Raw genomic sequence first — 13,060 nt, 5'->3', positions numbered from 1 at the left:
TCAGCAGCACCGGGCCCGCCACGCGACGCGCGCGGCCTTCGTGCTCGTGCACCGCGCGCCCGACCATGCGCTGCACCAGTTCGGATTCGCGCACGCCGGCCATGGCGCGCACGTCGACCAGCTTGCCGTCGCGCAGCACCGCCACGCGGTCGGCGATGCGCTGCAGTTCTTCGAGGCGGTGCGACACGTAGACGATCGCTACGCCGCGCAGCTTCAGCAGTTCGATCTGCTCGAACAGGTGCGCGGTTTCGCGCGGCGTGAGCATGGCGGTGGGCTCGTCGAGCACCAGCACGCGCGTATCGTCCTGCAGGTTGCGCGCGATCTCCACCATCTGCTGCTGGCCGATGCCCAGCCGCGCCACCGGCGTGGCCGGGTCGATGCCGTCCAGGCCGATCTTGGCGAGCTGGCGCTCGGCCAGCTCGTGCAGCGTGGCGCGGCGGATCCAGCCGCTCTTGTGCGGCAGGCGGTCGAGCAGCAGGTTCTCGGCCACCGACAGCGTGGTGACGAGGCCGAGTTCCTGCATGACCATGCGCACGCCCAGGCGCTCGGCATCGCGGCGCGAGGCCGGCGCGAAGGGCCGGCCGTCCAGCAGCATGCCGCCGCGCGTGGGCTGCACCAGCCCGCAGACGATCTTCGACAGCGTGCTCTTGCCCGCGCCGTTCTCGCCCGTGAGCGCCAGCACCTCGCCGGCGCGCAGCTCGAGCGAAACGCCGTCGAGCACCGGCGCCGCGTAATCCTTGCCGACCGTGCTCAGGGCGAGCACGGCGGTGGGTAAGGGCGGATTCATGGCGGCGTCGGGTGCGGCGGTCAAAACGAGGTCTTCTTCTTTTTAGGGGGGAGCGGAATGGCTTACTTCGACGACTTGGTAACGAGCACCACGTCGGTCTTCACTTCAGCCGGCATTTCCGATTGCTTCTTCTTGTCGGCGATGGCCTTCAGCGCGGTCTCGATGCCGAACACGGCCTGCTTTGCGGCGAACTGGTCGGCGGTGGCGAGCACGCGGCCGTCCTTCAGCATCGGCTTGATGGCGCCGATGTTGTCGTAGCCCACCACCAGCACCTTGCCGGTCTTGCCCGCGGCCTTGACGGCGGCCACGGCGCCCAGCGCCATGCTGTCGTTGCCGGCCAGCAGGGCCTTCAGGTCGGGGTGCTCGCGCATCATGCCGGCGGCCACGGTGTTGCCCTTGTCGATTTCCCACTGGCCCGACTGCACGCCGACCACGGTCATGCCGCCGGCCTTCATGGCGTCCTGATAGCCCAGCGTGCGCTGCTGTGCATTGAAGGTGGTCGACACGCCTTCGATGATGCCGACCTTGTCGCCCGACTTCAGCTCCTTGGCCAGCGCATCGCCCACCAGCTTGGCGCCGGCGCGGTTGTCGGGGCCGACGAAGGGCACCTGGATGCCCTTTTCCTTCAGGGCGTCGGCGTCCAGCCGGTTGTCGATGTTCACGACCAGGATGCCCTTGTCGATGGCCGCCTTGATCACCGGCACCAGCGCCTTCGAATCGGCCGGCGCGATGACCAGCGCGTTGATCTTCTGCGCCACCATCTGCTCGACCATCTTGATCTGGGCGGCGGTGTCGGTCTCGTCCTTGATGCCGTTGGCCACCAGCGTGTACTGCGCGGCGTTGGCCTTCTGGTGCGCCTTGGCGCCGTCTTCCATGGTGCGGAAGAACTCGTTGGCCAGCGACTTCATGACCAGCGCGACCTTCGGCTTGTCCTGCGCGAAGGCGGGCGTTCCGGCGATGGCGCCCAGCAAGGTCAATGCGGCAGCGCTTTGCAGGGTACGGCGGGTGAACTTCATGGTGGATGTCTCCTGAAATGAGGGGTCAGAGCGGAACGCCGGTCTGTGCCGGGGGCTCCGATGTTAATCGAGGGAAACGTTTGCGCAAACGTTTGCCAGTCGGGTCAAACCCTGAGCCTTTCAGCCCTCGAAGCCGCTGCCAGAGGGCTTTCGGGCGGAGTCGAGCGCCTTGGAAAAGGGCGCGCCGGCGTGGCGGGAAGGGAGCCTGGCCAGGGGGAGAACCCGGTCAGCCTAAAATCGGGGGTTACCCAAGAGGACCTCCCATGAGTTTGCAATGCGGCATCGTCGGCCTGCCCAACGTCGGTAAATCCACCCTTTTCAATGCGTTGACCAAGGCCGGCATCGCAGCGGAAAACTATCCGTTCTGCACCATCGAGCCCAACGTGGGCGTGGTGGAAGTGCCCGATCCGCGGCTCGACCAGCTGAGCGAGATCGTCAAGCCCGAGCGTGTGGTGCCCGCCATCGTCGAGTTCGTCGACATCGCCGGCCTGGTGGCCGGTGCCAGCACCGGTGAAGGCCTCGGCAACAAGTTTTTGGCGCACATCCGCGAGACCGACGCCACCGTGAACGTGGTGCGCTGCTTCGACGACGAGAACGTGATCCACGTGGCCGGCAAGGTCGACCCGATCTCCGACATCGAGGTGATCCAGACCGAGCTGTGCCTGGCCGACCTGGCCACGGTCGAGAAGGCGCTGCACCGCCACACCAAGGTGGCCCGCTCGGGCGACAAGGACGCGCAGAAGCTCGTCGGCCTGCTCGAACGCTGCCAGGCCGCGCTGAACGAGAACACGCCGGTGCGCGCGCTCGAGTTCACGAAGGAAGAGCTGCCGCTGGTGAAGAGCTTCACGCTCATCACCGCCAAGCCCGCCATGTTCGTGGGCAACGTGTCGGAAGACGGCTTCGAGAACAACCCTTACCTGGACCGCCTGCGCGAGTACGCCGCCAAGCAGGGCGCGCCCGTGGTCGCCATCTGCGCCAAGATCGAAGCCGACCTAGCCGAGATGGACGACGAAGACAAGAAGATGTTCCTGGCCGAGATCGGCCAGGAAGAACCGGGCCTGAACCGCCTGATCCGCGCCGCCTTCAAGCTGCTGGGCCTGCAGACCTACTTCACCGCCGGCGTGAAGGAAGTGCGCGCCTGGACCATCCACATCGGCGACACCGGCCCGCAAGCGGCCGGCGTGATCCACGGCGACTTCGAGAAGGGCTACATCCGCGCCCAGACCATCGCGTTCGACGACTACATCGCCTTCAAGGGCGAGCAGGGCGCGAAGGACGCAGGGAAGATGCGGTCGGAAGGCAAGGAATACGTCGTTAAGGATGGCGACGTGATGAACTTCCTCTTCAGCTCCTGATTTCGCTCGCCCCCAGGCTGCGCGGCACTGCGTGTCCGCTACGCCAACCCCCTACCGGGGGCAACACCTGAGGCCCGGCGAAGCCGGTTCCTCGGTGTTTCACGAAAAGCGCCATGACCCGCGACCCACTCAGCCAAGCGAAAGACACGGACTTGCCGGCGTCGCTGATTGCATTGCGGCGCGCCGCGCAAACAGCACGCAAGGTGGCAGTGCGCACCAACACTGCCATCGTGGTTCAGCGGGGCCAGAAGCCCGTCCGCATCACGGCGGAAGAGCTTCGCAAGGCCGGGGTCAAGTAAGCCCCGGCTACTTCGCGGCTTGCTGCTTGCCCCACACCACCGTGTCATCCACCGCATAGGCCGCACACGTCACCTTGCGTTCGGTGCAGCCTTTCAGATGCTCGGTCAGCGCGGCCGAGCTGGTGGCGGTGCCGAACTTCTGGTCGCCGGTGAGCAGGAAGATGCGGGGCCGGGCCTGCAGCAGGAACTGACGGTACGCATTGCGCACCGGGGTCGGGTCGGCGCCGATGGACGGCAGGGCCTGCAGGTCCGACAGCTCGGCATGGCCGGAAGGCGCGGGTTCCCCGTTGGGACCGAACACCACGCCGGTGCTTTTCAGCAGATCGCGCCATGTCGCCAGCTCCGTGGTCACGCGCTGCGGCAGTTCCATCACCCATTGCGCCGGATAGGCAAAGCCGAGGTTCGCGCCGCCGGGCGCCACGCTGTCGGTCACGCCGACCAGTCGGCCCTCGGTGTCGAACAACCCGCCGCCGCTGGAACCTGAAGACACGGGCGCCGACGTTTGCACGATCGGCAGTTGCCCGGGCGCGCGCGGACGCAGCGCGGAGATCAGGCCCTCGCTCAGCGTGCGTTCGAGGCCATGCGGGCTGCCGACGGCGAACACGCGCTGGCCGACGCGCAACTCGGCGGTGGGCACGATCTGCACGGCGGGCAGCTGCAGCGGCGTTTCGCTCGTGAGCACGCACAGGTCGCGCGACGGATCGGGGTCGCGCACGATGCGGGCGATGCGCAGCGTGGTCGGGCCCTGCACCACCGTGACGGCGACGGCGCCGTCGACCACGTGGCAGGCCGTGGCCAGCGCGCCCGAGGTCACGGCCACCGCGCTGCCGATGGCGGTCTGGTTGTTGCCGCGTTCGCCTTTCACGGTCCAGACGGCGGGAGCGACCTTGCGGAACACCTCCTCGGGCGTGAGTGCCCAGGCCTGGCAGGCCGCGAGGCCGAGCCAGAGTCCGGTGATGAGTAGCGAGGTGCGGCGGCGCCGCGTGAAGTGAGGAGCCATCCGGGTCAGTGTAGGAAGCCGGTCCACGGTTTGCCGTAGGCGGTCACGCTGTCGCAGCGGGCGCCCGGAACCCGCGTGCGTTGGTTAGACTGCGCGCCCGCTGCATCCTCCGCCGGAAGGCCTTCATTCGCCATCATGCTCACCGTCCATCACCTGAACAACTCGCGCTCGCAACGTGTGCTCTGGCTGCTCGAAGAACTCGAGCTGCCCTACGAGATCGTCCACTACCAGCGCGATCCCAAGACCATGTTGGCGCCCGCTTCGCTGAAGGCCGTGCATCCGCTGGGCAAGTCGCCGGTGGTGACGACCGACGACGGCGCGACGCTGGCGGAATCGGGCGCGATCATCGAGTCGCTCATCGAACGCTACGGCCAGGGCCGGCTCGCGCCCGCGCCGGGTTCGCCCGAGGCTTTGCGCTACCGCTACTGGCTGCACTTCGCCGAAGGCACGGCGATGTCGCCGCTGCTGCTCAAGCTGGTGTTCGACCGCATCGAGACGAGCAAGATGCCCTTCTTCGCCAAGCCGATCGCCAAGGCCATCGCGGCGAAGGCGAAGTCGGCCTTCATTCATCCGAACATCACAGGCCATCTGAATTTCATGGAGGCCGAACTTGGCCGCAGCGAGTGGTTCGCGGGCAATGAATTCACGGGCGCCGACATCCAGATGAGTTTCGTGGTCGAAGCCTCGCAGGCGCGCGGCGGGCTCGATGCGCGGCGGCCCAAGCTCATGGCCTACCTGGAGCGCATCCATACGCGCCCGGCCTATAAGCGCGCGCTGGAGCGCGGCGGCCCCTACGAACTGCTGAGCTGAGTTTTTTCGAACGCGCGCTTCATGACGGGAAGACGTATAGAAGCGCGTAGGTCATCGTCACATAACGCAGGAACTTGCCGATCGCCATGTAGCCCACGCAGGGCCAGAACGGCAGCTTGAGCCAGCCGGCGACCGCGCACAGCGGGTCGCCCACGATCGGCAGCCAGCTCAGCAGGCAGGCCTTCGGGCCCAGCCGCTCGAGCCAGCCGAGCACGCGCAGGTGGTGTTTCGAGTGCGAGTACTTGTCGGCCACCTTGTGCGCGCCGTAGCCCATCCACCAGTCGACCGCGCCGCCCAGCGTGTTGCCCACGGTGGCCACGGCGATGGCCTGCCAAAACATCTCGGGGTTGAGTTTCAGCAGGCCGAACAAGATCGGTTCGGAGCCCACCGGCAGCAGCGTGGCCGACACGAAGGCCGCGATGAACAGCGTCGAAAGTCCGTACTGGGGGAGCGCGAGGAGCGCCAGGAGTGCGTCGAGCCAGGCTTGCATAAGGTCGGCGAAGTATAGGCAGCGCTCACGTCGCAAGCGCGTGGGAGAAGGCCCCGCGAAATACTGGTGTTTACGCCTGTGTCGCAAGCGCAAAAAGGCGTAAATCGTTTCAGTCGCTGAAATGCCAGGTGGCTACAATCGTGCCTCATTTTTCAGCAGCCGACCCGCACAGCACTCCTTCCCATGACCTTGCAGATCGGCACCCACACGCTGGAAAACCGGCTGTTCGTCGCGCCCATGGCCGGCGTGACGGACCGGCCCTTCCGCATGCTGTGCCGCGAACTCGGCGCGGGCTATGCGGTCAGCGAGATGGTCACCTCGCGCAAGGAACTCTGGAACACGCTGAAGACCTCGCGGCGCGCCAACCACGACGGCGAGCCGGGCCCCATTGCGGTGCAGATTGCCGGCACCGACGCGGCCATGATGGCCGAGGCCGCGGTCTACAACATCGAGCGCGGCGCGCAGATCATCGACATCAACATGGGCTGCCCGGCCAAGAAGGTCTGCAACAAGTGGGCCGGCTCGGCGCTGATGCGCGACGAGCCGCTGGCGCTGGAGATCGTGCAGGCCGTGGTCGATGCGGCGCAGCCTCATCGCGTGCCGGTCACGCTCAAGATGCGCACCGGCTGGAGCGAAGACCACCGCAACGCGGTGAAGCTCGCACGCGACTTCGAATCGGCCGGCGTGCAGATGCTCACCGTGCACGGGCGCACGCGCGAGCAGGGCTACAAGGGCCACGCCGAGTACGACACCATCGCCGCCGTGAAGGCCGCGGTGCGCGTGCCGGTGGTGGCCAACGGCGACATCCGCTCGCCCGAGAAGGCACGCGACGTGCTCGCAGTCACGGGCGCCGACGCCGTGATGATCGGCCGTGCCGCGCAGGGCCGGCCGTGGATCTTCCGGGAGATCGCGCATTTCCTGGACACCGGCACCCACCTGGCGCCGCCGCTGGTGGCGGAGGTGCGCCGGCTGCTGCTCGATCACCTGGTGGAGCACTACGCGCTGTACGGCGAGTTCAGCGGCGTGCGCACGGCGCGCAAGCACATCGGCTGGTATGTGCGCGCGCTGCCCGACGGCGAGGCGTTCCGCGCACGGATGAACGCCATCGAAGACTGCGCCGGCCAGCTGCGCGCGGTCGACGACTATTTCCAGGGGCTTGCGGACCGCATGGACCGCATGCCCGCCCCGACGGCAGACGAGGAGCCGTCGGGAGAAGAGGAGACGGCCTGCGCCGTCGATTGAGCGAAGACAAAAAGAGAAGAAGCAATGAGCAAGAAACACATCGAGGACTGCGTTCGCAGCAGTCTGGACAGCTACTTTCGCGATCTGCGGGGCACCGAACCCGACGGCATGTACGAGATGCTCGTGCGCGTGGTCGAGAAACCCCTGCTCGACGTCGTCATGACGCGCGCCGAAGGCAACCAGTCCCGGGCCGCCCAATGGCTGGGCCTGAACCGCAACACGCTCCGCAAGAAATTGGTCGAGCACAAACTTTTGAAATAACTCCACGGCATATCCCATGGCTCAGACCGCACTCCTTTCCGTTTCCGACAAGACCGGCATCCTTGAATTCGCGCAGGCCCTGCATGGCCTGGGCGTCAAGCTGCTGTCCACCGGCGGCACCGCCAAGCTGCTGGCCGATGCCGGCCTGCCGGTGACCGAAGTCGCCGACCACACCGGCTTTCCCGAAATGCTCGACGGCCGCGTGAAGACGCTGCATCCGAAGATCCACGGCGGCCTGCTGGCGCGCCGCGACCTGCCCGCGCACGTCGCCGCGATCAAGGAACACGGCATCGACACCATCGACCTGCTGGTGGTCAACCTGTATCCGTTCGAAGCAACCGTGGCCAAGCCCGGCTGCACGCTCGAGGACGCCATCGAGAACATCGACATCGGCGGCCCGGCGATGGTGCGCAGCGCCGCCAAGAACTGGAAGGACGTGGGCGTGCTCACCGACGCCTCGCAGTACGCCGTGGCGCTGGCCGAACTCAAGGCCGACGGCAAGCTCAGCGACAAGACCAAGTTCGCGTTCTCGGTGGCCGCGTTCAATCGCATCGCCGACTACGACGGCGCGATCAGCGACTACCTCTCGGCCATCGATTTCGACGCCAGCATCGGCCAGCCCGCCCCCACGCGCTCGCTGTTCCCGGCGCAGAGCAACGGTCGCTTCGTGAAGGTGCAGGACCTGCGCTACGGCGAGAACCCGCACCAGCAGGCTGCGTTCTACCGCGACCTGTATCCGGCGCCCGGTTCGCTCGTGTCGGCCAAGCAACTGCAGGGCAAGGAACTCAGCTACAACAACATCGCCGACGCCGATGCGGCGTGGGAATGCGTCAAGAGCTTCGACGAACCGGCCTGCGTGATCGTGAAGCACGCCAACCCCTGCGGCGTGGCCGTGGGCGCCGACGCGCTCGAGGCCTACAGCAAGGCCTTCAAGACCGACCCGACCTCGGCCTTCGGCGGCATCATCGCCTTCAACCGCCCGGTCGACCTGGCCACCGCGCAGGCCGTCAACAAGCAGTTCGTCGAAGTGCTGATGGCACCGGGCTACACGCCCGAAGCGCTCGAAGTGTTCCAGGCCACCAAGGCCAAGCTCAACGTGCGCGTGCTCGAGATCGCGCTGCCCCAGGGTGGCGCCACCGACTGGGACAACGGCCGCAACGCGATGGACGTCAAGCGCGTCGGCTCGGGCCTCCTGATCCAGACCGCCGACAACCACGAGTTGGCCCTGGCCGACCTCAAGGTGGTCAGCAAGAAGCAGCCCACGCCGCAGCAGCTGCAAGACCTGCTGTTCGCCTGGAAGGTTGCGAAGTACGTCAAGAGCAACGCGATCGTGTTCTGCGCCGACGGCATGACCATGGGCGTGGGCGCCGGCCAGATGAGCCGCCTCGATTCGGCGCGCATCGCGAGCATCAAGGCCGAGCACGCGGGCCTGTCGCTGAAGGACACGGCGGTGGCGAGCGACGCCTTCTTCCCGTTCCGCGACGGCCTCGATGTTGTGGTGGACGCGGGCGCGGGCTGCGTCATCCAGCCGGGCGGCTCGATGCGCGACCAGGAAGTGATCGACGCGGCCGACGAGCGCGGCGTGGTGATGGTGTTCTCGGGCGTGCGCCACTTCCGGCACTGAGCCTGCGGCCCCGTGGGGCCTGCCCGAACAAGGCCAGGGTCGCTCACGCGGCCCTGGCCTTTTTTGTGGCCGCTACTCGTGCGTGCCGAAGCGGTACTTGAGCTGGAAGCTGATCGCGCCGTAGAGGCGATTCCTGATCGTCGGCACGTAGGCGATGTTCAGGCCCCAGTTCTTGCCCTCGATGGCGGCCGTCGGAATGATGGCGGGAAACCAGTTGCCGTTGCGGTAGTCGGGGTAGCCGTCGAAGCCGCCCACCACCGCGCCGAACTTCACGCCGTAGAACTCGAAGGGCAGGATGTACAGGCCGACGTAGTGCGACTGGCGCCGGTTGCTGTTGTGGAAGGTGCCGGCCGTGACGCGGTAGGTGTCGTTCAGCGGGTACTCGAAGCCCAGGCCCGGGTTGGCGTTTTCCAGGCCCTTGCCGCTGTCGAAGTGGGCCGAGTAGAAGCCGGGGTTGACCCAGATGTTCTTCGGCTCGAAGGACTGCGCCAGCGCGAGGCCCGGCAAAAGAAGGGCACTCAGCAGCGGCAGCATGCGCAAGGGGGTCATGGGCGGGGCATCCTGAAATTGGTCTGTCTCGCGGCTTCGATGGTGGCTGCGATGACGGCTTCCCTTGGGTCTGCGCGCGGGGGCACGGCCCCGCGAACGCCGGCGCAATATACACGCGGCCATCGCGAAAACGATGACATCGCTCAGGCGGGCCGCGCCAGGTACTTGCGGAACAGCTCGGCCAGCCGCAGCGCCGCCAGCGACAGCGGCTTGCCGCGCGGCGAGACGATGCCCAGTTCCAGTGGCGGCACCGGCATCGCGAGCGGCACGCGCTCCACCAGGTCGGCATACGGCGGCATGGTGAGCATGCCGGCCGGCCCGACCATCAGCGCGTCGCTGCGGGTCAGCAGGCCCCAGCTCACGCCGAACGACGCCACCTCGATGCGGTGCTCCGGCAGCGGCAGGCCCTGCGCGGCGTACTGTTCGAGCAGGAAGGTGTGCTGGCTGCCCGGCGCCAGGTGCATCAGCCATTCGGCGCCCGCCACTTCTTCCCATCGGGTGGCGCGGTTCAGCGGATGGCCGCGTCGGCAGAGCACCGCCATCTCGATCATGTCGAGCCGTTCGAACGCGAAGTCGGCGTCGAGCGCCGCGGCCACCGGGCCGGCCACCGCGAAGTCGATCGTGCCTTCGCGCAGCAGCGGCAGCACCTGGGGAATCAGGCCATCGAAGAGCTTGAGCTGCGCATGCGGCATGGCCTTGCGAAAGGCGCGCACCACCTCGGGCAGCACGCCCAGGAACACCATCGGCGTCACCGCGACGGCCACGCGCCCGTGCTGGCTGCCCTGCAGGATGCGGATGTCCTGGCGCGCGAGTTCGAGCTGCTGGTGCGCCAGCCGCGCGCGCACGGTGAGCTGGCGGCCGCACTCGGTGAACTCGATGCCCCGCGAACTGCGCAGCACCAGTTGGGCGTCGACCTCGGCCTCGAGTTCGCGGATCGCCTTGGTCACGGCCGCCTGGCTCAGGTGCAGGCTGCGCGCGGCGGCGCGGATGCTGCCGGTGTCGGCCAGCCGCAGCCAGGCCTTGAGCTGGTGGTCCTTCATGCGGCGCATTCTGCCGCCCGGCGCCACCGGGTGATCCCCAGACAAACGCAGGTTGTCATCGCGACAAGCGATTGTCTTTTCCGGCGCGCGGCCGATTTCTAGACTTTGCGCACCGGTCGTCTCATGGTGAGCGGCGGGACTCTCACAGGAGATCGCTTCGTGCCTGCACTGTCATTCGCGTGGACCCGCCGCACCGTCCTGGCCGGACTGGCCGCCGTTGCCCTGGGCGCCTCGGCCCAGTTTCCCGAGCGCCCCTTGAAATTCATCGTGCCCTACGCCGCCGGGTCGGGCGTGGACGTCGCGGTGCGGCCGGTAGCCGACGCCATGGGCCGCGAACTGGGCCAGGCCCTGGCGGTGGACAACCGCCCCAGCGCCGGCGGCATCGTCGGCACGCAGGCGCTGGCCACCTCCGCGCCGGACGGCTACACGGTCGGCTACGGCAACCTCGTCACGCTGAGCATCAACCCGGCCTTCTTCTCGAAGCTGCCCTACGCGCCCGAGAAAGACCTGGTGCCGGTCGGCCTGATCTCGAGCAACGCCTACGTGCTGATCGTGCGAAAGGACCTGCCGGTGCGCAACCTGCAGGAGCTCATCGCCTACGGGCGCGAGCACCCCGGCAAGCTCTCGGCCGGCTCGCCCGGCATCGGCAGCGCAGGCCACCTGACCGGCGAATTGCTGAAGGCTGAGACGGGCCTGACGATGGTGCAGGTGCCCTACAAGACCGGCACGCAGGCGGTCGGCGACATGGTCAATGGGCAGCTCGACGTGACCATCGAGAACATCTCGGCGGTGCTGCCGTTCATCCAGCAGGGCCGGGTCAAGGCGATCGCCGTGACCAGCGCCAAGCGCGCCGGCGTGCTGCCCGAGGTGGCGACGGTGGCCGAGAGCGGCGTGCCCGGTTTCGAGGTGGTGGCCTGGGGCGCGCTGATGGCGCCGGCGGGCACGCCGCGCAAGACGGTCGACCGGCTCAACACCGCATTGCGCACCGCGCTGGCCGACCCGGCCGTGGTGCGCGCCAACGCCGCGCTGTCGATCGAGGCATTGCCTTCGAGTCCCGAGGAACTCAGCGCGCTGATGAAGCGCGAGAAGCCGCGCTGGGCCGACGCCGTGCGGCGCGCGGGCGTCAAGGGCGACTGACGCAGGTCCGATCGATCGATTTCATTTTTCTCAAGGAGACAACGCATGCAACTCTGGCAACTGGAAGCCGCCGACCTGGCGCTGCGCATCAAGGCGCGCGAGGTCTCGTGCGTCGAGGCGGTGCGCAGCAGCCTGGCGCGGCTGGAGGCCGTCAACCCACGGGTGAACGCCGTGGTCGACGGCTGCGCCGACGAGGCCCTCGGCGCGGCGGCGCAGGCCGATGCCGTGCTCGCGAAGGGCGAGGCGACCGGGCCGCTGCACGGCGTGCCGGTCACCATCAAGGTCAACGTCGACCAGCGCGGGCATGCCACCACCAACGGCGTGGAGGCCTACCGCAGCGTCGTGGCGAAGGACGACAGCCCCGTGGTCGCGAACTTGCAGCGCGCCGGCGCGATCGTGGTCGGCCGCACCAACACGCCCGCGTTCTCGATGCGCTGGTTCACCGACAACGCAGCGCACGGGCGCACGCTGAATCCGTACAACGCCGACGTCACGCCGGGCGGTTCCAGCGGTGGCGCGGCGGCGGCGGTGGCGGTCGGCATCGGCGCCATCGCGCACGGCAACGACCAGGGCGGATCGATCCGCTACCCGGCCTACGCCTGCGGCGTGTACGGCCTGCGCCCGAGCTTCGGGCGCGTGCCGGCTTTCAACCCCTCGGGTACGGGCGAGCGGCCGATGGTGGTCCAGCTCACGTCGGTGCAGGGGCCGCTGGCGCGCAGCGTGCGCGACCTGCGGCTGGCTTTTGCCGCGATGGCGCAGCGCGATGTGCGCGACCCGTGGTGGGCGCCCGCGCCGCTGGAATCGGCCACGTCGGGCAGCCCCGTCAGCGTGGCGCTGTGCACCGAGCTGCCCGGCTACGCCTGCGACCCTGAGGTGGCCGACGCCCTGCAGCGCGCCGCGCGCCGCCTGGAGCGCGCCGGCTACCGCGTCGAGCCCGCGCAGCCGCCGCGCCTGCGCGAGACGGCCGACCTCTGGCTGTCGCTGACGATGGCCGACAGCCGGCTGCTGGTGGAAGAGGCACTGATGCGCGACGGCGACGACACCATCCGCCAGGCCTACCGCGCCATGGATGCGCACGCGCCGCAGTTCGACACGGTGGGCTACATGCGTGCCCTGGCCGCGCGCACGGGCTTGATGCGCGAATGGGCGCTGTTCCTGCAGCGCCATCCGCTGCTGCTGATGCCGGTGTCGTGGCGCCATCCGTTCCCGGTCGACGCCGACCAGCGCGGCAGCTCTGCGATGCGGGAGATTCTGGATGCGCAGAGCCCGCTGCTGTCCACCGCGATCCTGGGATTGCCGGGGCTGTCGGTGCCGATGGGGCTGCGCCACGGGCTGCCCACGGGCGTGCAACTCGTGGGCGACCGCTTCCGCGAAGACCTCTGCCTGGCCGCGGCCGAAGTGCTCGAAGCCGAGGCCGGGCCGGTGGCGGCGGTCGACCCCGCCTGAGCGG

14 protein-coding genes are annotated in these 13,060 nt (G+C 68.2%); 8 read left to right on the top strand and 6 right to left on the bottom strand.

Annotation, left to right across the window (positions count from 1 at the left end; all coding sequences use genetic code 11):
- Together VBO01S_RS21590 and VBO01S_RS21585 are read right to left on the bottom strand one after the other, a co-directional pair.
- On the bottom strand, positions 1 to 787 hold a 787-nt coding region (locus tag VBO01S_RS21590; RefSeq protein WP_157627409.1), incomplete at its 3' end, for an ATP-binding cassette domain-containing protein.
- 62 nt (positions 788 to 849) lie between these two features.
- The gene (locus VBO01S_RS21585; protein ID WP_062479141.1) at positions 850 to 1,803 is read right to left on the bottom strand and encodes a sugar ABC transporter substrate-binding protein; all 954 of its coding nucleotides are present in this window, start codon (positions 1,801 to 1,803) and stop codon (positions 850 to 852) included.
- 263 nt (positions 1,804 to 2,066) lie between these two features.
- On the opposite strand from VBO01S_RS21585, the gene ychF reads away from it, so the two are divergent.
- On the top strand, positions 2,067 to 3,158 hold the full coding sequence (ychF, locus tag VBO01S_RS21580; protein ID WP_062479140.1) for a redox-regulated ATPase YchF: 1,092 nt from the start codon (positions 2,067 to 2,069) through the stop codon (positions 3,156 to 3,158).
- 113 nt (positions 3,159 to 3,271) lie between these two features.
- Entirely contained in the window at positions 3,272 to 3,457 is a 186-nt protein-coding gene (locus VBO01S_RS21575) for a hypothetical protein (protein ID WP_062479137.1), read from the top strand.
- A 7-nt stretch (positions 3,458 to 3,464) separates the two neighbouring features.
- Here VBO01S_RS21575 and VBO01S_RS21570 read toward each other — a convergent pair whose 3' ends face one another.
- The gene (locus VBO01S_RS21570) at positions 3,465 to 4,457 is read right to left on the bottom strand and encodes a trypsin-like peptidase domain-containing protein (protein ID WP_082818224.1); all 993 of its coding nucleotides are present in this window, start codon (positions 4,455 to 4,457) and stop codon (positions 3,465 to 3,467) included.
- Between the two features lie 135 nt (positions 4,458 to 4,592).
- Between VBO01S_RS21570 and VBO01S_RS21565 the strand changes: the two genes are divergently transcribed.
- Entirely contained in the window at positions 4,593 to 5,267 is a 675-nt protein-coding gene (locus VBO01S_RS21565; protein WP_062479135.1) for a glutathione S-transferase, read from the top strand.
- Positions 5,268 to 5,286: 19 nt separating this feature from the next.
- Here VBO01S_RS21565 and VBO01S_RS21560 read toward each other — a convergent pair whose 3' ends face one another.
- Positions 5,287 to 5,757, bottom strand: a complete 471-nt coding sequence (locus tag VBO01S_RS21560) for a YqaA family protein (RefSeq protein WP_062479132.1) — start codon at positions 5,755 to 5,757, stop codon at positions 5,287 to 5,289.
- A gap of 183 nt (positions 5,758 to 5,940) precedes the next feature.
- On the opposite strand from VBO01S_RS21560, the gene dusB reads away from it, so the two are divergent.
- The 3 genes from dusB to purH are packed head-to-tail and all read left to right on the top strand — an operon-like array spanning position 5,941 to position 8,884.
- Positions 5,941 to 6,999 carry a tRNA dihydrouridine synthase DusB gene (dusB, locus tag VBO01S_RS21555; RefSeq protein ID WP_062479130.1) on the top strand — a complete coding sequence of 353 codons (1,059 nt, stop codon included), beginning with the start codon at positions 5,941 to 5,943 and terminating at the stop codon, positions 6,997 to 6,999.
- A gap of 24 nt (positions 7,000 to 7,023) precedes the next feature.
- On the top strand, positions 7,024 to 7,260 hold the full coding sequence (locus VBO01S_RS21550; protein WP_056577757.1) for a Fis family transcriptional regulator: 237 nt from the start codon (positions 7,024 to 7,026) through the stop codon (positions 7,258 to 7,260).
- 16 nt (positions 7,261 to 7,276) lie between these two features.
- A complete protein-coding gene (purH, locus tag VBO01S_RS21545) occupies positions 7,277 to 8,884 on the top strand; it encodes a bifunctional phosphoribosylaminoimidazolecarboxamide formyltransferase/IMP cyclohydrolase (RefSeq protein ID WP_062479127.1) in 1,608 nt (535 codons plus the stop codon).
- Between the two features lie 72 nt (positions 8,885 to 8,956).
- Here the strand turns inward: purH and VBO01S_RS21540 are convergent, their stop codons facing one another.
- Positions 8,957 to 9,433, bottom strand: a complete 477-nt coding sequence (locus VBO01S_RS21540; RefSeq protein ID WP_062479124.1) for a hypothetical protein — start codon at positions 9,431 to 9,433, stop codon at positions 8,957 to 8,959.
- Between the two features lie 143 nt (positions 9,434 to 9,576).
- On the bottom strand, positions 9,577 to 10,473 hold the full coding sequence (locus VBO01S_RS21535) for a LysR substrate-binding domain-containing protein (RefSeq protein WP_062479122.1): 897 nt from the start codon (positions 10,471 to 10,473) through the stop codon (positions 9,577 to 9,579).
- A gap of 159 nt (positions 10,474 to 10,632) precedes the next feature.
- Here VBO01S_RS21535 and VBO01S_RS21530 point away from each other — a divergent pair, with 159 nt between their 5' ends.
- Together VBO01S_RS21530 and VBO01S_RS21525 are read left to right on the top strand one after the other, a co-directional pair.
- Positions 10,633 to 11,610 carry a Bug family tripartite tricarboxylate transporter substrate binding protein gene (locus VBO01S_RS21530; protein ID WP_255221165.1) on the top strand — a complete coding sequence of 326 codons (978 nt, stop codon included), beginning with the start codon at positions 10,633 to 10,635 and terminating at the stop codon, positions 11,608 to 11,610.
- 45 nt (positions 11,611 to 11,655) lie between these two features.
- Positions 11,656 to 13,056 carry an amidase family protein gene (locus VBO01S_RS21525; protein ID WP_062479118.1) on the top strand — a complete coding sequence of 467 codons (1,401 nt, stop codon included), beginning with the start codon at positions 11,656 to 11,658 and terminating at the stop codon, positions 13,054 to 13,056.
- The last annotated feature ends 4 nt before the right edge of the window (positions 13,057 to 13,060 follow it).

Origin of the sequence: Variovorax boronicumulans NBRC 103145 (genome assembly GCF_001591345.1) — a bacterium.
In the GTDB taxonomy this organism is placed as follows: Bacteria; Pseudomonadota; Gammaproteobacteria; order Burkholderiales; family Burkholderiaceae_C; genus Variovorax; species Variovorax boronicumulans.
Note: the sequence above shows the minus strand (reverse complement) of the source record. Positions and strands in the feature narration are given on the sequence as shown.

Excerpts from the sequence above, each read along its gene's own strand:
- purH (WP_062479127.1), top strand. The coding sequence starts at position 7,277 with ATGGCTCAGACCGCACTCCTTTCCGTTTCCGACAAGACCGGCATCCTT.
- VBO01S_RS21585 (WP_062479141.1), bottom strand. The coding sequence starts at position 1,803 with ATGAAGTTCACCCGCCGTACCCTGCAAAGCGCTGCCGCATTGACCTTG.
- VBO01S_RS21560 (WP_062479132.1), bottom strand. The coding sequence starts at position 5,757 with ATGCAAGCCTGGCTCGACGCACTCCTGGCGCTCCTCGCGCTCCCCCAG.
- VBO01S_RS21525 (WP_062479118.1), top strand. The coding sequence starts at position 11,656 with ATGCAACTCTGGCAACTGGAAGCCGCCGACCTGGCGCTGCGCATCAAG.
- VBO01S_RS21535 (WP_062479122.1), bottom strand. The coding sequence starts at position 10,473 with ATGAAGGACCACCAGCTCAAGGCCTGGCTGCGGCTGGCCGACACCGGC.
- dusB (WP_062479130.1), top strand. The coding sequence starts at position 5,941 with ATGACCTTGCAGATCGGCACCCACACGCTGGAAAACCGGCTGTTCGTC.
- VBO01S_RS21540 (WP_062479124.1), bottom strand. The coding sequence starts at position 9,433 with ATGACCCCCTTGCGCATGCTGCCGCTGCTGAGTGCCCTTCTTTTGCCG.
- VBO01S_RS21565 (WP_062479135.1), top strand. The coding sequence starts at position 4,593 with ATGCTCACCGTCCATCACCTGAACAACTCGCGCTCGCAACGTGTGCTC.
- VBO01S_RS21550 (WP_056577757.1), top strand. The coding sequence starts at position 7,024 with ATGAGCAAGAAACACATCGAGGACTGCGTTCGCAGCAGTCTGGACAGC.
- VBO01S_RS21575 (WP_062479137.1), top strand. The coding sequence starts at position 3,272 with ATGACCCGCGACCCACTCAGCCAAGCGAAAGACACGGACTTGCCGGCG.
- ychF (WP_062479140.1), top strand. The coding sequence starts at position 2,067 with ATGAGTTTGCAATGCGGCATCGTCGGCCTGCCCAACGTCGGTAAATCC.
- VBO01S_RS21570 (WP_082818224.1), bottom strand. The coding sequence starts at position 4,457 with ATGGCTCCTCACTTCACGCGGCGCCGCCGCACCTCGCTACTCATCACC.